General features: G+C 72.5%; 2 protein-coding genes (1 of these 2 only partly in view). Both read left to right on the top strand.

Annotated elements, in window-relative coordinates; all coding sequences use genetic code 11:
• Nucleotides 1-23 precede the first annotated feature (23 nt).
• The gene (locus ACH49X_RS26155) at nucleotides 24-17,804 is read left to right on the top strand and encodes a non-ribosomal peptide synthase/polyketide synthase (RefSeq protein ID WP_357206510.1); all 17,781 of its coding nucleotides are present in this window, start codon (nucleotides 24-26) and stop codon (nucleotides 17,802-17,804) included.
• Nucleotides 17,804-21,074 carry the beginning of a non-ribosomal peptide synthase/polyketide synthase gene (locus ACH49X_RS26150; protein WP_357206508.1) on the top strand. The gene runs 22,064 nt beyond the window's last position, so the window shows 3,271 of its 25,335 coding nt (coding positions 1-3,271); its start codon is at nucleotides 17,804-17,806; its stop codon lies off the right edge, out of view. Before ACH49X_RS26155 ends, ACH49X_RS26150 begins: the two co-directional genes overlap by 1 nt.

Genomic DNA, 21,074 nt, shown 5'->3' with positions numbered 1-21,074 from the left:
TTTCCGCCGAGTAGGAGGCTCTGGTGCACGATACGGAGTTGGGTGGGGCCAGCGCGTTGCCGCCGCGTTCCGTCGGGCCGAAGCCGTCCGGGGCCGCCGAGCCGTTCGCCTTGGCGCCCGCGCAGCTCGGTGTCTGGTACGCGCAGCTGCTCGAGCCGGACGTGCCGGTCAACGTCGCGCAGTACGTGGACGTGCGCGGTGAGCTGGATGCCGTTCTGCTGCAAGAGGTCTCGGTCGAAGCGGCCCGCGAGTACCAGTCGGTGCTGGTGCGGATCGGGGAATCCGGCGGGGTGCCGCACCAGTGCGTCGACTTCGGCCTCTCGGTCGACATCCCGCTGATCGACCTGCGGGAGGAGACCGACCCGGTGGCCGCGGCGCACGCCTGGATGCGCGCGGACGCGAGCGCGCCGGTCGACCTGCGCGCCGACCGGCTGTTCGCGGGCGCGGTGCTGCGGGTCGCCGAGCAGCGGTACTTCTGGTATCTGCGGGCCCATCACATCGTGCTGGACGGTTACGGCGCGCTCACCAACACCAAGCGGGTGGCCGAGCGGTACACCGCGCGGGTGCTCGGCATCGAACCCGAACCCGTGCGGCCCGGCACCCTCGCCTCCCTGACCCAGTCCGAACTCGCCTACCGCAGCAGCGCCCGGTTCGAGGCCGATCGCGCGCACTGGGCCGGGCGGGTGGCCGGGCTGGACGGAGCGACCAGCCTCGCCGGTCGCCGCGCGCACCGCCGCGCGACCAACCTCACCGCGGGGCGAGGGCTCGCGCCCGAGCTCGTCGAGCGGATGAACGCCCTTGCCGCGAGCCAGGATTCGACGCTCGCGGTGGTGCTGCTCGCGGCGTTCGCCGCCTATCTGGGACGGCTCACCGACCGGGACGAGGCGGTGCTGAGCCTGCCGGTGACCGCGCGGACCACCGCGGGGCTGCGGCGCTCGGCGGGCATGCTGTCGAACATCGTGCCGCTGCGGTTGCCGGTCGACGGCAGCTGGGGCGCGTTGCTGCGCGCCACCCGCGTCGAGGTCGCCGGGGCGCTGCGCCACCAGCGCTACCGCCACGAGGACATCCAGCGGGATGCCGAGCGCGCCGCGGGTCCGGCGCGGCGCGGGCTCTTCGGGCCGCTGGCCAACATCATGCTGTTCCGCAGCGACCTGACCCTCGGCGCCACGGCCGGGCGGTACCACGTGCTGTCCACCGGCCCGGTCGAGGACCTGAGCCTCAACGTCTACTACGGCGACCTGGACCGCGTGCACGTGGACTTCGAGGCCAATCCGCACCTGTACACCGCCGACGACGTCGCACGGCAGCACGCCAGGTTCCTCCGCTACCTGGAGCGCCTGGTCGCCACCGAGCCGGACACCGCGCTCGCCGCGGTCGAGGTCGCGACCGAGCTGGAACTCGAGGTCAGCACCCGGATCTGGAACGAGACGGGATTCGACGTGGAAGCGCGGCTGCCGGGTCGCGGGCCCGGCTTCGCTCCCGTGGCGACGCTGGTGTCGATGTTCGAGGCGCAGGCGGCCCGCACGCCGAGCGCGGTGGCGCTGCGGGCCGCCGGTGCGCCCGACCTCACCTACCGCGAGCTCGCCGCGCGCGCCAACGGGCTCGCCCGCAGGCTGATCGCGCTGGGCGTCGGGCCGGAAACGCTGGTTGCGCTGCACCTGCCGCGCTCGCCGGAACTGGTGATCGCGATGTACGCGGTGCTCGCCGCGGGTGGCGCCTACCTGCCGCTCGACCCGGACCACCCGCCGGAGCGCACGGCGCACATCCTGGCGACGGCCCGTCCGGCGTGCGCGCTGATCACCGGGGACGACCTGCCGCCGGAGCTGTCCGGCCTGCCGGTGGTGCGGGTGGACCAGGCCGACGAGACGGCCGGGACGGGGCCGATATGGGACCGGGAACGAGTCGCGGCCCTGCGGCCGGAGCACCCGGCGTATGTGATCTTCACCTCCGGATCGACCGGTCTGCCCAAGGGCGTCGCCATCACCCACCGCGCGATCGTCAACCGGTTGGTGTGGATGCAGCAGACCTACCGACTATCGGCGCGAGACGTTGTGCTGCAGAAGACTCCGGCCACGTTCGACGTCTCGGTGTGGGAATTCTTCTGGCCGTTGCAGATCGGCGCGACGCTGGTGCTCGCCCAGCCGGACGGGCACCGCGATCCCGCTTATCTGCGCCGCGTCATCGACGAATATGGCATCACCACAGCGCATTTCGTACCCTCCATGCTCGCGGCGTTCCTCGCCGATCAGCCCGCCGCGTTCCGCACGCCGCTGCGCACGGTGTTCGCCTCCGGGGAGGCCCTGCCCGCGGCGCTGGCCCAGCGGATGCGCGAACTCACCGGCGTTCGCCTGCACAATCTGTACGGTCCGACGGAAGCGGCGGTCGACGTCACCTTTCACGAAGTCACCGACACCGATACCCTCTCGGTGCCGATCGGTGCGCCGGTGTTCAACACCAGGCTCTATGTGCTCGACTCGCGGCTTCGGCCGGTGCCGGTCGGGGCGCCGGGTGAGCTGTATCTGTCGGGGGTACAGCTCGCCCGGGGCTACGTGGCGCGGCCGGAGCTCACCGCGGCGCGGTTCGTGGCCGACCCGTTCGGCGGCCCGGCCGGGCCCGCGCGGGCCGGTGACCGGATGTATCGCACCGGTGACCTGGTGCGGTGGACCCCGCAGGGGGAGCTGGAATACCTCGGACGCACGGACTTCCAGGTGAAGCTGCGCGGCCTGCGCGTCGAGCCCGGCGAGATCGAGGCCGTGCTCGCCAGGGTGGACGGGGTCGATCGCGCGGTGGTCGTGGCGCGCGACGACGCGGGTGTCGGCGCGCAACTGGTGGCCTACGTCGTCGCGGCGCGGCCGGGAGCCGTGCGGACCGAACGGCTGCGCGCGGCGGCGGCCGAAGCGCTGCCCGGATATATGGCGCCCGCCGCCTACGTGCTGCTGGACACCTTGCCGGTGAACGCTTCCGGGAAGCTGGATCGCGCCGCCCTACCGGCTCCGAGCAGGGCTTCCACCGGTTACACCGCGCCCGCGACCCCTGTGGAGCGGGCGATCGCGCGGGTGTTCGCCGAAGTGCTCGGTAACAAGCTGGTCGGTCGCGACGACGACTTCTTCGCACTCGGCGGAAACAGTCTGGTGGCCACGCAGGTCGCCGCCCGGCTGTCCGCCGACCTGAACTGCCCGCTCGGAGTCCGCGACGTGTTCGCCGCCTGCACGGTGGCCGAACTCGCCGGGGTCGTCGAGCGGGCCGGTGGATCCGGCGGCGCGTCCTTGGTCGCGCAGCTGCGGGCACGGCCACGGCCGCCGCTGGTTCCGCTTTCCCCGGCGCAGCAGCGCATCTGGTTTCTGAACCGTTTCGAGCCGGGCGCGAGCTACAACATGCCGTTCGTGGTGCGGTTGCGTGGCGCGGTGGACGTCACCGCACTGCGGCAGGCGCTCGACGATCTGGTCATCCGCCACGAGGTGCTGCGCACGATCTTCCCCGCGCTGCCGGGCGACGGCACCGGTCCCGCGGCACGGCAAGTGGTGCTGCCCGCGGCGGAGGTGGCGGGCGCGCCGGAGGCGATCGCCGCCGCCGAGCTGGACGGGCGGCTGAGGGCGTTCGCCGCCGGTGGCTTCGACGTGGAACGCGAGATCCCGATCCGGGCCCGCATCTTCGCGGTGGACGACGGCACCCACGCGCTCGCGCTGGTCCTGCACCACATCGCCGCCGACGGGCTCTCGCTGCGCGTGCTCGCCCGCGACGTGATGACCGCCTACGGGGCGCGGCGCGGCGGCAGCGCGCCCGCATTGGCTCCGCTGCCGGTGCAGTACGCCGACTACAGCCTGTGGCAGCACGAACTGCTCGGCTCCGCGGACGAATCGTTCGCGGCCGCTCAGTCGTCCTTCTGGACCGATGCGCTCGCGGGCGCGCCCGACCAGCTCGACCTGCCCGCCGACCGGCCCCGCCCCGCGGTGGCCTCCGGTCGCGGCGCGGTGTTCGGCTTCGAGTTCCCCGGCGAACTGGTCGCCCGGATGCGCGAACTCGCCCGCGCGCGCGGCGTTTCCTCCTTCATGCTGACCCACGCCGCGCTGGTCGCCTTGCTGGCGCGGCTGTCCGGCGGCGACGACATCGTGATCGGCACCCCGGTCGGCGGCCGGGGCGACCGCGCGCTCGACGACTTGATCGGCATGTTCGTCAACACCCTCGCGCTGCGGACCAGGGTCGAGGCGGCCGAGCCGTTCACCGCCTTGCTGGCGCGGGTGCGCGCGGGCGACCTCGCCGCCTTCGGCCATGCCGAACTGCCGTTCGAGCGGGTGGTCGCGGCGGTGGATCCGCCGCGCTCGCAGGCGCGCCATCCGCTCTTCCAAGTGCTGCTCGCCTTCGACAATGCCGAGGCAATCGCCTTCGAACTGCCCGAACTGTCGGTCGTCACCAGTACCCTGGACACCGGAGTGACCAAGCTGGATCTCCAGCTCACGGTCACCGAGAACGCCGCCGGCGCCGGACTCGGGGAAGGTTCGGCACCGGCGGGCGTTCCCGCGGAATTCACCTACGCCACCGATCTGTTCGACGAAGCCACCATCGCGGGGTACGTCCGCGGGCTGATCGGCTTCTTGTGGGCGATCACCGCTGATCCCGCGATCGCGGTGCGCGACCTGCCATTGCTCGACCCGGACGAGCAAGCCCGCGCGCTGGAGGCCGGGCGGGCTCCCGTGGCTGCGCACGACCCGGCGGAGACTCTGCTGGACGCGTTCGAGGCGCAGGTGCGCAGCACGCCGGACGCGGTCGCGGTGCTCGACGCCGAGCGGCGGCTGACCTATGCGCAGCTCGCGGGCGCGGTCAACCGGCTGGCGCGGCGGCTGATCGCCGCGGGCGTCGGCCCCGAGCGGCTGGTCGTGCTCGGCATGCGGCGTTCGGTCGATCTCGTGGTGGCCGCGTACGCGGTGCTGACCGCGGGGGGTGGGTACGTGCCGGTGGACCCGGACCAGCCCGCGGCCAGGATCGCCCAGGTGATCGCCGCGGCCCGCCCGACGTGCGTGCTCACTCGCTCGCGAGCGGAGGCGGCCGAATTCGCCGATCGGTGCGCGCTCGCGGGCCTCCCCGCGACGCCGGTCGTCACGGCCGATGCCCCTGCGGTGGCCGGATACTCCGCCGCGCCGGTCGGCGACGCGGATCGCCTCGCCCCGTTGCGCGCGGCGTGCGCGGCGTACGTCCTCTTCACCTCCGGATCGACCGGACGTCCCAAAGGCGTGGCGGTGCAGCATGCTTCGGCGGTCAATCAGATCAAGTGGATCGCGGAGGAATACCGGATCGCCGCGGGCGACGTCGTGCTGTTCAAGACCCCTGCCACCTTCGACGTGTCGGTGTGGGAGCTGTTCGCGCCGCTCACCCGGGGCGCGCGGATCGTGGTGGCCGACCACGACGGGCACCGCGATCCCCGGTATCTCGCCGCGACCATCGCCGCGCACCGCGTCACGATGACCTCGTTCGTTCCGTCCGTGCTCACGGTGTTCGCCGGCGCCGCCGCGCCGGAGGAGATCGCGTCCCTGCGCACCGTGCTGGTCGCGGGGGAGGCGTTGACCGGTGAGGCCGCCGCCGCGTTCGCCGCGGTGAGTCACGCGCGGCTGCACAACCTCTACGGCCCCACCGAATTCACCGTGCACGCGACGCACGCCCCCGTCGACCCGGCCGCGAGCGGTCCCGCACCGATCGGGCTTCCGGTGCCGGGCAGCCGGGCCATGGTCCTCGACGATCGGTTACGACCGGTTCCGGACGCGGTGGTCGGCGAGTTGTACCTGTCCGGCGTGCAGCTGGCGCGCGGCTACCACGGCCGCGCCGACCTGAGCGCACAGCGTTTCGTCGCCGACCCGTACGGACCGGCGGGCAGCCGGATGTACCGGACCGGTGATCTGGTGCGCCGCCGCCGCGACGGCGCACTGGAGTACCTGGGCCGCGGCGATTTCCAGGTGAAGCTGCGCGGGCAGCGGATCGAACTCGGCGAGATCGAGGCCGCCCTGCTCGCCATGGACGACGTGCGCGCGGCGGCGGTCCGGATCGTCGCGCAGCCCTCCGGGCAGACGCTGGCCGCTTACGTGGTCGGCGCGATCGCCCCCGACCGGCTAACCGCGGAGCTGGAGCGGCGGCTGCGCCCCGTGCTGCCCTCGTACATGGTGCCCACCGCGTACGTCCCGCTCGCCGCGATGCCGCTGACTCCCTCCGGCAAGCTGGACCGCAAGGCGCTGCCCGATCCCGTGCCGGTCACCAGGGCCTTCCGTGCGCCGGGCACCCCGGCGGAGCGGGCCGTCGCCGCGGTGTTCGGGCAGATGCTCGGCGTCGATCCGGTCGGCTCGGACGACGACTTCTTCGCTTTGGGCGGCAACTCGCTGGTCGCCACGCAGATCGCGGCCCGCCTGGCGGACGCGCTGGACGCCGAAGTGCCGGTGCGGGCGCTGTTCGAGCACCCGACCGTGGCCGCGCTGGCCGCGCACCTGTCCTGCGGCCGGGCGCGCAAACGGGCGCCGCTGGTCGCCGGGCCGCGTCCCGCGCTGATCCCGCTGTCCTACGCGCAGCAGCGCATGTGGTTCCTCAACCAGTTCGACGCGGACTCGGTGGCCGACAATCTGGTGGCTGCCATCCGGCTGCGCGGCGCGCTCGACCAGGCGGCGCTGGCCGACGCGGTGCTCGACGTGCTCGCCAGGCACGAGTCCCTGCGCACGATCTACCCGGCCGCGGACGGCATTCCGTATCAACTGGCGCTTCCGGTCGGGGAGGCGCGGGTCGCGCTGGTGGCGGAGTCGATCGACGAGCGGCGGCTGACCGAGCGGATTCGGGAACTGGTGGCCACGCCGTTCCGGGTGGATCGCGAGCCGCCGGTGCGCCTCGTCCTGCTGCGCGTCGGCGCGGAGCACCATGTGCTCGTCGTCGCTCTGCACCACATCGGCGCCGACGGTTGGTCGCTCGCACCGCTCACCCGTGATCTCATGCGCGCCTACGCCGCGCGCCACGCGGGCGGAGCACCCGAATGGACGCCGCTTGCCGTCCAGTACGCCGACTACGCGCTGTGGCAGCGGGAGACACTCGGTTCCGAGGACGACTCCGGTTCTATGCTGGCCGAGCAGATCCGGTTCTGGCAGGGCGAGCTGGCCGGTCTGCCGGACCTGACGACGCTGCCCGCCGACCGGCCGCGCCCGGCCGTCGCGTCGGGTCGCGGCGCGCGCCATGCGTTCACCGTCGATGCCGCGACGCTGCGCCGGTTGCGCGCGCTCGCGGACGGAGCGAACGCCTCGCTGTTCATGGTGCTGCACGCGGCGTTCGCCACGCTGCTGGCCCGATTGTCCGGACAGCAGGACATCGTGATCGGCACCCCGGTGGCCGGTCGCGGTGAGCGGGCGCTGGACGAACTGGTGGGCATGTTCGTGAACACCGTCGTGCTGCGCGCCGACGTCCGTCCCGAGCTGACCTTCGCCGGCTTGGTCGCGGCGGTGCGCGATCGCGACCTGGCCGCTTTCGCGAACGCCGACGCGCCGTTCGAGCGCTTGGTGGAGGTGCTCGCGCCGGAGCGGTCGGCGGCCAGGCACCCGTTGTTCCAGGTGATGCTGGACCTGCGGAACACCGCGCGCACCGAACTCGAGCTGCCCGGCCTGACCGCATCCGGGCTCGACATCGACACGGGCACGGCCAAATTCGATCTGCACCTGTCGGTGGCCCAGGACGAGTCCGGTCTCGCGGCGGTCTTCGAATACGCGACCGATCTGTTCGACCCGGCCACCGTCGCGTCGTTCGCGCTGCGCCTGCGCCGGGTGCTGGACGCGGTGGCCGCCGACCCGCAGGCGCCCGTCGGCGCGATCGACGTCCTGAGCCCAGGGGAGCGCGCCCGCATCCTGGACACCTGGAACGCCACCGGGCATCCGGTGGATCCGGGCGCGACGCTCGTATCGCTGTTCGAGGCGCAGGCGGCGCTGACGCCGGAAGCGGTCGCGGTGACCTGCGACGGCGCATCGCTCACCTACGCCGAATTCGCGGACCGGGTGCACCGGTTGGGCAGGCTGCTGGTGTCCGTCGGCGTGCGGCCGGACCAGCCGGTGGCGGTGGGCATGCGGCGGTCGGCCGATCTCGTGATCGCCCTGTACGCGGTGCTCGCGGCCGGGGGAGCCTACGTGCCCATCGATCCGGAGCATCCGGCCGAACGGATCGCCGACATGCTGCGGACGGTGCGTCCGGTCTGCGTGCTGACCCGCTCCGTGGACGGGCTCGACCTGTCCGGCCGGGACGCCGGGATGTGGGCGGTGCTGGATGTCGATCTGTTCGACACCGGCGATTACGCCGGTGCGCCGCTCACCGACGCGGATCGGCTGGGCACGCTCACGCCGTCGAACTGCGCTTATGTCATTTTCACGTCGGGTTCGACGGGTCGTCCGAAGGGTGTGGCGGTTCCGCATTCGGCGATCGTCAACCGCCTGGTGTGGATGCAGACTGCCTACCGGTTGACGCCGGCTGATGTGGTGTTGCAGAAGACGCCCGCGACGTTCGATGTGTCGGTGTGGGAGTTCTTCTGGCCGTTGCAGATCGGTGCGCGGTTGGTGGTGGCGAAGCCGGATGGGCATCGTGACCCGGCCTATCTGGCTGAGGTCATCAGCGCCGAGCGGGTGACGGTTACCCATTTCGTGCCGTCGATGCTCGCGGTGTTCGTTGCTGATGTGGCTGCGGCGCAGTGTGGTTCGTTGCGGTTGGTGTTCGCCTCGGGTGAGGCGTTGCCGCCCAAGCCCGCGCATCGTTTGCGGGAGTTGACCGGCGCGTCCTTGCACAACTTGTACGGTCCGACCGAAGCGGCGGTCGACGTCACCTTCCACGAGGTCGTGGATGCCGATGTCGAGACGGTGCCGATCGGTGCTCCGGTGTTCAACACGCAGGTGTTCGTGCTGGATGCGCGGTTGCGCCCGGTTCCCGTGGGTGTCGCGGGTGAGCTGTACCTCGCGGGCGTCCAGCTCGCCCGTGGCTATGTCGCGCGCCCGGACCTGACGAGTGACCGGTTCGTCGCGAACCCGTTCGGTGAGCCGGGTGCGCGGATGTACCGCACCGGCGACCTGGTGGTCTGGACCGAGCACGGTGAGCTCGAGTACTTGGGCCGTACCGACTTCCAGGTGAAGTTGCGTGGTCTGCGTATCGAGCTCGGCGAGATCGAACAGGCGCTGACCGGCTTGGACGAAATCGCGCAGGCAGTCGTGCTCGTGCGCGACGACGCCGGGACCGGCGAGCGGCTCGTCGCCTACCTGGTGCCCGCCTCCGGCGCGGACCTCGAGCTCGGGGCGCTCGAAGCGACGCTGACCCGGCGACTACCGGCGTACATGATTCCCTCGGCATACGTCGTCCTGCCCGAGTTCCCGGTCAACGCCTCCGGCAAGCTGGACCGCCGCGCCCTACCGGCGCCCGCGGCGGAGCCCGCGCGGTTCCGTGCGCCCGCCACACCGGTGCAGCGGCTCGTCGCCGCCGCGTTCGGTGAGCTGCTCGGCGTCGAACGGGTGGGCCTGGACGACGACTTCTTCGCCCTGGGCGGCAATTCGCTCACCGCCGCCAGGGTGGTGGCCCGGCTCGGCTCCGCGCTCGATACCCGGATACCGGTGCGGGCGCTGTTCGACGCGCCGACGGTCGCCGCGCTGGCCGTCCGCGCCGAAACGCATCGAGGCGAGGGCGGACGCGTCCCGCTGCGCCCCCGCCCGCGGCCGCGGCGCGTCCCGCTGTCGCCGGCCCAGCAGCGCGTCTGGTTCGTCAACCGCTTCCACGCCGCCGAGCAAGCCGCCGCCGCCGACGCGATCGACAACATCCCGGTCGCGCTGCGCCTGTCCGGTGAACTGGACATCGCGGCGATGACCGCCGCTCTCGCCGACGTGGCCGCCCGGCACGAGATCTTGCGCACCGTCTACCCGGACGGTCCGGAGGGGCCCGAACAACGGGTCCTGCCGCAAGCCGCGCCCGGACTTCCCGTCACTCGACTGGCCGAAACCGCTGTGCCGGATAGGCTTCGGGAGCTGGCTGCCGCGCCGTTCGATCTGACCACCGACACCCCGCTGCGCGCCGCGCTGTTCGCGATCGACGGCGCGCCGAGCACGGAGCACGTGCTCGCCCTGGTGCTGCACCACATCGCCGCGGACGGATTCTCGCTCGGACCGCTGGCCGAGGATCTGATGACCGCCTACTCGGCGCGCCGGGCCGCCGCCGCGCCCGCGTGGGACCCCCTGCCGGTGCAGTACGCCGACTACACGCTCTGGCAGGCCGACCTCGCCGACACCGAGCGGCAGCTCGACTTCTGGCGCACCGCCCTGGACGGCCTGCCCGAGCAACTCGAACTGCCGACCGATCGCCCGCGTCCCCCGGTCTCCTCCTATCGCGGCGCGACGCACCGCCTGCGGATCGATTCCGATCTGCACAGCGAACTGGGCGAGCTGGCGCGCAAACGCGAGACCACGCTGTTCAGCACGGTGCACGCGGCGCTGGCGGTGCTGCTGGCCCGGCTGTCGGGCCGCTCGGACATCGCGATCGGCACCCCGGTCGCCGGACGCGGTGACGCGGAGCTGGACCGGCTCGTCGGCATGTTCGTGAACACGCTGGTGCTGCGCACCGCCGTCGACACCAGAGCCAGGTTCGAGACCTTGCTCGACGCGGTGCGCGATCAAGACCTCGACGCGCTCTCGCACGCCGACGCGCCGTTCGAACGGCTCGTCGAACTGCTCGCGCCGGCCCGCGCGCGCAACCGTCATCCGCTGTTCCAAGTGGCGCTGACCTTCCAGAACTTCACCCTGCCCGACCTGGAACTGCCCGGCCTGCGGGTGCGCGCGCAGGAGTTCGACGCGCCCGTCGCCGAATTCGACCTGCAGTTCACCGTGCTCGAGTCGAACGACCCGGACGGGCGCGCCGACGGCATGCAGGTCGAGATCCGCTACGCCATCGACCTTTTCGACGCGCCCTCGATCGCCGTGCTCGGCAGGCGGTTCACCCAGGTGCTGGCCGCCATCGCCGCCGATCCCACGGTGGTCGTGGGCGACATCCAGTTGCTCAGCGCCGAGGAACAGCATCGCGCCCTGTACGAATGGCCCGTCGGTGCGGCGGGCGTCGTGGACGTCACCGGCAGCCTGGCCGAGCGTTTCGCGCGGGCCGCCGCGCTGGACCCGGCCGCCGTCGCGGTGCGCGACGGCGCGCGGTCACTGGCCTACGCCGAACTCGATGACTGGTCCAACCGGTTGGCGCGACGGCTGGTCGCCGCGGGCGTCGGGCCGGAAGCGCTGGTGGCCGTCGCGCTGCCCCGCTCGGCGGAGTTGGTGGTCGCCTTGCTCGCGGTCCTCAAAGCGGGCGGCGCGTACCTGCCGATCGATCCGGCCTACCCGGACGACCGCATCGAATACGTCCTGGACGACGCGAGACCGATCTGCGCGATCGCAGGAGCCGCCACCGAGTTGCCGCGCGGCTGGTTCGGCGGACCGGTGATCGATGTCGACGCGCCGAATCTCACCGAATTCAGCGGCGCGCCGATCACCGACGCGGACCGGCGCGCCCCGCTGCGCTCCGGCAACGCGGCCTACGTCATCTACACTTCCGGCTCCACCGGCAGGCCGAAAGGCGTTGTGGTGCCGCATCGCAACGTGCTGCGGCTGTTGGACAACACGCGACGGCGCTTCGGCTTCGGCCCGGCGGACGTGTGGACCATGTTCCACTCCTACGCCTTCGACTTCTCGGTGTGGGAACTGTGGGGTCCGCTGCTGTCGGGCGCGACGGTGGTGGTGGTCGACTACTACACCTCCCGCTCACCGCGGCAGTTCCGCGAACTGCTGATCGCCGAGCGGGTCACCGTGCTCAACCAGACCCCGTCGGCGTTCTATCAGCTCGTCGCGGTCGATCTGGCCGAGCCGGAACCCGCCGCGTTCGCCTTGCGCACCGTCGTCTTCGGCGGCGAGGCGCTGGAGCCGCAGCGGCTCGCGGGTTGGTTCGCCCGCTACCCGGACGCGCCCCGCCTGGTGAACATGTACGGCATCACCGAGACCACGGTGCACGTGTCCTACCGCGAGATCGACGGACGCACCGGCTCCGCGAGCGTGATCGGCGCGGGACTGCCAGGACTGACCGTCCGGCTGCTCGACGACCGGTTGCGGCCGGTCCCGGTGGGAGTGCCCGGCGAGATCTACGTCTCCGGCGGCCAACTGGCGCGCGGCTACCTGCACCGTCCGGCCCTCACCGCGGGCCGCTTCGTCGCCGACCCGTACGCGGGCGACGGATCACTCACCTACCGCTCCGGTGATCTGGCCCGGTGGACCGCCGACGGGGAGCTGGAGTACCTCGGGCGCGCCGACCAGCAGGTGAACCTGCGCGGCTTCCGCGTCGAACTCGGTGAGATCGAGGCCGCGCTGCTGGAGGCGTCCGAAACGGTGCGGGAAGTGGCCGTTGTGGTGCGCGCGGATCTGGTGGACGAACCGCGCATCGTCGCGTACGTGGTCGCCGCGGACGACTCGATCGACCCCGCCGCGCTGCGCCAAGCCCTGGTGTACCGCCTGCCCGAGCACATGGTGCCCGCCGCGATCGTCCCGGTGCCGCATATCCCGTTGACGGTCAACGGGAAGCTGGACCGCGCCGCGCTACCCGCGCCACGGTTCGAATCGACCGCCTACCGGGCGCCGTCCACACCGAGCGAACGGGTCGTGGCGCAGGTGTTCGCCGAAGTGCTCGGCGTCGAGCGTGTCGGCGCCGACGACGACTTCTTCGCGCTCGGCGGCAATTCTCTGCTGGCCGCCAAAGCGGTCACCCGGATCGGTGCGGCGCTGGGCCGGACGGTCGGTGTGCGGGCGCTGTTCGAAGCGCCCCGGGTCGCGGACCTGGCGGCGGCGGCGAGCGCGGTGGCGATGGGAGGCAGCAGGCCCGCGCTGGTGGCGGCGGCGCGTCCGGAGCGGGTGCCGCTCTCGCCGGCGCAGCAGCGCATGTGGTTCCTCAACCGGTTCGATCGGTCCTCCACCGCCTACAACATCCCGGTGGCTCTGCGGCTGTCCGGTGAGCTGGACGTGCCCGCGTTGCGGGCCGCGCTCGGCGACGTGGTGGCACGGCACGAAACGCTGCGCACCCGCTACCCCGAAATCGACGGGGAACCGGTGCAGCTCGCCGAACCCGCCGTCGCTCCCGCGCCGGCGTCCATCGATGTCCCGGCAGACGAGCTGCCGCGGCGGGTGCGGGAGCTGGCGGAGACGACCTTCGACGTCACCGCCGAGATTCCAGTGCGGATACGGCTGTTCCGCGTGGTCCGCACCGGTGCGCGGAGTGAGTTCGTGCTCGCCGCGGTGCTGCACCACATCGCCGCCGACGGCTCCTCCATCGCGCCGTTCGTGCGGGACCTGATGGTCGCCTACACCGCGCGTCGCGCAGGCGCCGCGCCGGACTGGACGCCGCTGACCGTGCAGTACGCCGATTACGCACTGTGGCAACGCGAACTGCTCGGCGCCGAGGACGACGCGGAATCGGTGGCGGCGCGCGAGATCCGGTTCTGGACCAGGACGCTGGCCGGACTGCCGGATCAGCTGGCGCTGCCGACCGACCGTCCTCGCCCAGCGAAGCAGACCCTGCGCGGGGACAAGGTTCCGCTGACCATCGGCGCCCGGCTGCACGCGGATCTCGCCGCCCTCGGCCGACGGCACGGCGCGACGCTGTTCATGGTGGTGCACACCGCGTTCGCCGTGCTGCTCGCGCGCTGGTCGGGCACCGGTGACATCGCGATCGGCACGCCGGTGGCCGGACGCGGCGCGGCCGAACTGGACGACGTGATCGGGATGTTCGTCAACACCCTCGTGTTGCGCGTCGGCGTCGACGGCGGCGAGTCGTTCGCCGGACTCCTGGCCCGGGCCCGGGCCGCCGACCTGGCGGCGCTGGAACACGCGACCGTGCCGTTCGAACGTCTGGTGGAAGTGCTCAACCCCGTGCGCTCCACCGCACGGCACCCGCTGTTCCAGGTCGGCTACTCCTTCCAGAACCACGAGCGCGGACAGCTTCGGCTGCCGGGCCTCGACGTCCGCGAGTTCGACTTCGACACCGGCGTGGCGCAATTCGACCTGCACCTGTTCGCGGTGGACGCCTACGACGCCGACGGCGAGCCCGACGGCATCGAGCTGTCGCTCGGGTACGCCACGGATCTGTTCGAGCGGGCGACCGCGCTCCGGTTCGCCGCTCAGCTGCGCCGGGTGCTCGAAACGATCGCGGTACGGCCGGAATCGCCGGTCGGCGACATCGACCTGCTCGGAACCGACCGTTCACAGGTGCTCGCCGAATGGAACCGGACCAGGCAGCCCGTCCAACGGGCCACGCTGGCGGATCTGATCGACGCGCGGACCGCGCGCAGCCCGCACGCGGTCGCGCTGGTGGACGCGACGACCGGCGACCAGCTGCTTTACGCCGAGTTCGACGACCGGGTGAACCGATTGGCGCGCAGGCTCATCGCATCGGGTGTCGGACCGGAGTCGACGGTGGTGCTGGCGATGCGCCGCTCGTTCGAACTGGTGGTCGCGATGTACGCCGTGGTGCGCGCGGGCGGGGCCTATGTGCCCGTCGATCCGGATCATCCCGCCGAGCGGGTCGCCCATATCGTGACCACCGCTGCGCCCGCTGTCGTGCTGACCACCTCGCGCGATGGTTTTCCGTTCGACATCGGCTGCGCCGTCGTGGAGATCGATCGACTCGACGGCACGGAGTTCGCCGCGACCCCGATCACCGACGCGGAACGGGTCCGTCCGCTGCGTCCGGAGCATCCGGCGTACATCGTCTTCACCTCCGGATCCACGGGCCTGCCCAAGGGCGTGACGGTTCCGCACGCCGCGATCGTCAATCAGCTCGCCTGGCTGGCGGCGCGATACGGCCTCGGCCCGAATGATCGCGTGCTGCTGAAGACACCCGCGACCTTCGATCTGTCGGTGTGGGAGTTCTGGTCCGCGCTGGTCACCGGCGGCCGGCTGATCGTCACCTCGCCCGGCGCCGAACGCGACCCGGACCTGCTGCGCGCACTGCTGCGCCGCCACGGCGTGACCGTGCTGCACGCGGTGCCCGCCCTGATCGGCATGCTGCTGGCGGCCGAGCCCGCCGCCGCGCTGCCGGAAACCCTGCGCCACGTGCTTGCCATCGGCGAAGCGCTGCCCCAGGCAACGGCCGCCGATTTCCTGCGCCGCCACCGCGACCGGACCGCGCTGGACAACCTCTACGGCCCCACGGAGGCGGCGGTGTCGATCACCGCGTTCGCGGTCGACGCCGAGCCGGAGCACACCGTCCCGATCGGCTCGCCCGCTTGGAACAGCCGGGTCTATGTGCTGGACGGACGGCTGCGGCCCGCGCCGATCGGGGTGCCGGGCGAGCTGTACCTCGCCGGGGTACAGCTGGCGCGCGGCTACCAGAACCGTGCCGCGCTGACCGCCGACCGCTTCGTGGCCGATCCGTTCGCGGCGGAACTCGGCGCGGCGGCGGGCAAGCGGATGTACCGCACCGGCGACATCGTGCGCTGGCGTCCCGACGGCGCCCTGGAATACCTCGAGCGCGCCGATTTCCAGGTGCAGATCGGCGGCTTCCGCATCGAACTCGGTGAGGTGGAGGCCGCCCTGCTGCGGCAGCCGGGGGTGACCGCGGCGGTGGCGGTGGCGAAAGCCGACGAGCGCGCCGGGGCCCGGCTCATCGCGTATGCCGCAGTCCCCCAAGCTGATCCGTCCACCTACGCCGACTTCGCCGCGTCGCTGCGCGCGGCGGTGGCCGCCCGGCTACCCGGGTACATGACGCCCACCGCCGTCGTCGTGCTGGCCGCGCTGCCGCTGACGCCCAACGGCAAGATCGATCGCGGCGCGCTGCCCGCGCCGGTGTTCGCCGAGGCGGCCTTCCGCGCACCGGCCGGTGCGCTGGAGCGCCTGGTCGCGGACGCGTTCGCGGAGGTCATCGGCGTGGAGTCGGTGAGCGCGGACGACGACTTCTTCGCCAGGGGCGGCAACTCCCTGATGGCCACCCGGCTCGCGGCCCGGCTCGGCGCGGCACTCGGCGGCCATGTCCCGGTGGCCGCGATCTTCGAAGCCCCGACGCCGTCCGCCCTCGCCGAGCGCATCGCGGCCGGCGAGCGCGGCGCGGCGCGGCCCGCCCTGGTCCGCAGGGACCATGCCGGACCGGCGCCGCTCGCGCCCGCGCAGCAGCGCATCTGGGTGGTCGACCGGCTCGCGCCGGACTCGTCGGCCTACCACATCCCCACGGCGCTGCGGTTGCGCGGCGAGCTGGACGTGGCGGCGCTGACGGCGGCGCTCGGCGATGTGCTCGAGCGGCATGAGACCTTGCGCACCAGATACCCCGACACCGATGCCGGACCGGTCCAGGAGGTCGTGCCCGCGTCCCCGGTCGAGCTGACGCCTATCCCGGTGACGGTCGCCGAACTCGACTCGCGCATAGCGGAATTGGTGTCACTCGGCTTCGACCTCGCCGCCGCGCCTCCGGTGCGCGCCGCCCTGTTCGCCACCGCCGCCGACGAATACGTCCTGGTGGTCGTGCTGCACCACATCGGCGCGGACGGGTACTCGATCGCGCCGCTGACCGCCGATCTGGTACGCGCCTACCTGGCCAGATCCGCCGGGCACGCCCCGGACTGGGCGCCCCTCGCCATCCGGTACCGCGACTACAGCCGCTGGCAGCACGAGCTGCTCGGCGACGCCGCCGACCCGGACAGCCTGCTGACGCGCCAACTATCCTTCTGGCGCGCCGAATTGGCCGGTGCCCCGGAACTGCTCGCCCTGCCCACCGATCGCCCGCGACCGGCCCGACGGAACACGCGGGGGGCGAGCGTTGCCCGCGTGATCGACGCCGAGCGCACCGCCCGCCTGGAGCGACTGGCCCGCGAACACGGCGGCACACTGTTCACCCTCGTGCACAGCGCGCTCGCGGTGCTGCTGGCGAAACTGTCCGCCGCGGGGGAGGTCACGGTCGGCGTACCGGTCGCCGGGCGCGGAGTCCGCGAGCTGGACGAGCTGGTCGGCATGTTCGTCAACACCGTGGCGTTGCGCACCGAGCTCGACCCGAGGGCGAGTTTCGGCGAGCTGCTGCGGCAGGTCACCCGGCGGGACCTGGCGGCGTTCTCGCACGCCGACGCCCCGTTCGATCAGGTGGTCGAGGCGCTCGGCGTCACCCGTTCCGGCTCGCACGCGCCGCTGTGCCAGGTGCTGCTCACCTTCCAGAACCTGCCACGCGCGGCGGTGGAGCTGCCCGGACTGGCGGTGGAGGCGATCGATCTCTCGCCGGCGGAGGCGAAATTCGACTTGCAGGTGACCGTGCTGGAGCGCTTCGCCGCCGACGGCGCACGGGCCGGTCTGGAACTGCGCGTCGGCTATGCGACCGACATCTTCGACGAGCCGACGGCGCACGCCTTCGGAGACCGGCTGCTGCGGGTGCTGGAGACGGCCGCCGCGGATCCGGCGGTGGCCGTGCGCGCGATCGACATCCGATCCGCGGCCGAACGGCTGCCCCGGCCCGCCGCGTCGATGGCGGAACTGCCCGCGCTGATCGCCCGGGCGGCGCAGGCGGACCCCGCCGCCATCGCGTTCGAGCACGGTGACCGGCGCATCTCCTTCGGCGAACTCGACGCCAAGCTCGCGACCGTCGCCAAAGCGATGGGCGCGGCGGCCAAACCCGAAGCCATGATCCATGTCTCGCTCGCCGGGCTGGTGCCCGGCCTGCTCGCCGCCCTCGGCGGCAGCGGTCTCGCGGCCTTGCTGCGGACCCTGCCCGTCGCCGCCGAGGCACTGCTCGCCGACTCGGCGGCGGCCATCGATTCGGAAGGAAACCGCTGATGACCCACGCAGACGCCGTGCGCCGCGGCTACGGCATCGAGGACCTGCCCGGTCTCATCGCGACCGTCGCCGGGTCGGCGCCGGGGCGGGTGGCGCTGCGGCACGGGGAACGCACCGTCACCTACGCGGAGCTGGCCGCCGAACTCGCGGCGCTGTCCGACGCCATGGGCGCGGGGGTGGGCGCGGACGCGCTGGTCCCGGTGGTGATCTCCGGTCTCCTGCCCGCGCTGCTGGAATCCGGTGACGGCGCGCTCGGCGCGGTGCTGGACGCGCTGCTCGGCGACGCGCTCGCGATCGCGCCCGGCCTTCCGGTCGCCGCCGCACCGGTCGAGACGTTGGTGAGCCTGTTCGAAGAGCAGGTGGCGCGGACCCCCGACGCGATCGCCGTCGAATACGGGGGCGGCGCCCTCACCTACGCCGAGTTCCACGGGCGGGTGAACGCGCTTGCCCACCGCCTGGTCGAACTCGGGGTCCGGCGGGACACGCTGGTGGGTTTGGCCGTCCGGCGGTCGATCGACCTGCTGGTGGGCATGTACGCGATCCTGCGGGCGGGCGGCGCGTATGTGCCGATCGACCCGGACCATCCGGCCGATCGCATCGCGTACGTACTCGCCGTCGCCGAACCGGTGCTCGTGCTCACCACCACGCGCGACGAACCCGACTTCGGCCGCACGGTCGCGACGCTGCGGATCGACGAATTCGCGGGCGCGCCGACGTCTGAGGCACCCGAGGTCGCCCGGTCGGCCGACGACCTCGCCTATGTGCTCTTCACCTCCGGGTCGACCGGCAAGCCGAAGGGCGTCGCCGTGTCGCACCGCGCGATCGTGGCGAATCTGCGCTGGCGGCAACGGATCTACCGGTTGCGCGCCGACGACGTGGTGTTGCAGAAAACGCCGTTCACCTTCGACGTGTCGGTGTGGGAGTTCTTCTGGCCGTTGCAGGTCGGCGCCCGGCTGGTCGTCGCGCAGCCGGACGGTCACCGCGATCCGGCGTACCTGGCGCGCGTGATCGCCGAATGTGGTGTCACGGTGGCGCATTTCGTGCCGTCCATGCTCGCGGTCTTCGTCGCCGAGCCGGGGGCGGCGGCGGTGGACTCGCTGCGGTTGGTCTTCGCCTCGGGCGAGGCGCTTCCGGCCGCCACCGCCGCGGCCTTCCGCGACGTCTGCGGCGCGACGCTGCACAACCTGTACGGGCCCACCGAGGCGGCGGTCGACGTGACCGGGCACGAGGTGACCGGCGCTGACGTGACGGGCGTGCCGATCGGCGTCGCCGCCGACGACACGGAACTGCTGGTGCTCGACGACAGCCTGCGCCCGGTGGCGCGCGGCGTCGCCGGCGAGCTGTACCTGGCGGGCGTGCAACTGGCCCGCGGTTACGTCGCCCGCCCCGGTCTGACCGCCGAGCGTTTCGTGGCCAACCCGGAGGGACCGGCCGGGGAGCGGATGTACCGCACCGGCGATCTGGTGCGCTGGGCGCCCGGTGCGGAAGGCGGGCCGGACGAACTGGAGTACCTGGGCCGCACCGACTTCCAGGTGAAGTTGCGCGGCCTGCGGATCGAACTCGGCGAGGTGGAGGCGGCGCTGCTGCGTCATCCGCGCGTCACCCAGGCGGCGGTGCTGCTGCACCGGCATGCGAGCGGCGATCACCTGGTCGGTTACGTGGTCGGTGCGGGGGTCGTGACCGCCGAGGTACTGGACTCCGTCCGCCGCGAACTGCCCGAGTACATGGTGCCGTCGCTGCTCGTCCCGCTGGCGGCGATGCCCCTGAACGCCAACGGCAAGCTGGATCGCAGGGCGCTGCCCGAACCGGAATTCGGCTCGCGCGCACCGGCCTATCGCGCGCCGGAAACCGAAGCGGAGGCGGCGGTCGCCGCGGTCTTCGCCGAGCTGCTCGACCTGCCGCGGGTGGGCGCGGACGACGATTTCTTCGCCATCGGCGGCAATTCGCTGCTCGCCGCCCGCGCCATCGCCCGGATCGCCGCGGCTATCGGCGCGACCGTGGACGTGCGCGATTTCTTCGACCGTCCGACCGTGGCCGCGGTGGCCGCGTCGGCGCGTCCGGTCGCGCCGCGTCCGCCGCTGGTGGCCGGTCCGCGCCCGGAGCGGATTCCGCTCTCGCCAGCGCAGCGGCGCATGTGGTTGCTCAACCGGTTCGACGCCGACACCGAGCAGTCCCGCGACCTGGGCGCCGCCGCCGTGGACAACATCCCGGTGGCGCTGCGCCTGCGCGGCCCGCTGGACGTCGCGGCGCTGTCGGCGGCGATCACCGATCTGGTGGCGAGGCACGAAGTGCTGCGCACCGTGTATCCGCAGACCACCGACGGGCCCGCGCAATCGGTGCGGCGGGTGCACGCGGTGTTCGACCTGTCGCCCGCCGAAGTGCCGCAGGAGCGGTTGGCCGCCGCGATCCGCCGGGCGGCGGCGCAAGGCTTCGACGTCGCCGAGGAGATCCCGGTACGGGTGCGCCTGCTGCGCTGCGGGCCCGAGGACCACACGCTCGTGCTCGTCATCCACCACATCGCGGCCGACGGCTTCTCGCTCGGGCCGCTGATGCGCGACCTGGCCACCGCCTATGCCGCGCGCCGGGACGGCCGCGGCCCGCAGTGGGCTCCGCTGCCCGTGCAGTACGCCGACTACGCGCTGTGGCAGCAACGGGTCCTCGGTGCGGAGACCGACGCCGATTCCGTTGCGGCGCGGCAACTCGCCTTCTGGCGCGCCGAACTGGCCGGACTGCCCGCGCAACTGGATCTGCCCGCCGATCGGCCGCGTCCGGCCGCGTCCTCGTACCGGGGCGCCACCTATGAGTTCGCCGTCGACGCCACGCTGCGCTGCGGTGTCGAGGCGCTGGCGGCACGGGTGCGCGCGACGCCGTTCATGGTGCTGCACGCGGCGCTGGCCGCACTGCTGGCCCGGCTGTCGGGCACCGCGGACATCGTGATCGGCACGCCCGTCGCGGGCCGGGGCGAGGCCGCGCTGGACGACCTGGTCGGCATGTTCGTCAACACCCTCGTGCTGCGCACCGAGGTGGACGCGGCGCTCGGCTTCGCAGACCTGGTCGCCCACGCCGCCGACCGCGATCTGCGCGCCTTCGCCCATGCCGACATCCCGTTCGAGCAATTGGTGGAGGCGCTGAACCCGCCGCGTTCGGCCGCCCGGCATCCGCTGTTCCAGGTCGCGCTGTTCATGCAGAACATCGGGCCGATCGCGCTGAACATGGCCGGTCTCGACACCGAGCAGGTGGACTTCGACTCCGGTTTCGCGAAGTTCGACC

The organism is Nocardia sp. NPDC019323 (assembly GCF_044389845.1).
Classification (GTDB): Bacteria; Actinomycetota; Actinomycetes; order Mycobacteriales; family Mycobacteriaceae; genus Nocardia; species Nocardia implantans.
This window is presented reverse-complemented; position numbering and strand designations above follow the sequence as displayed.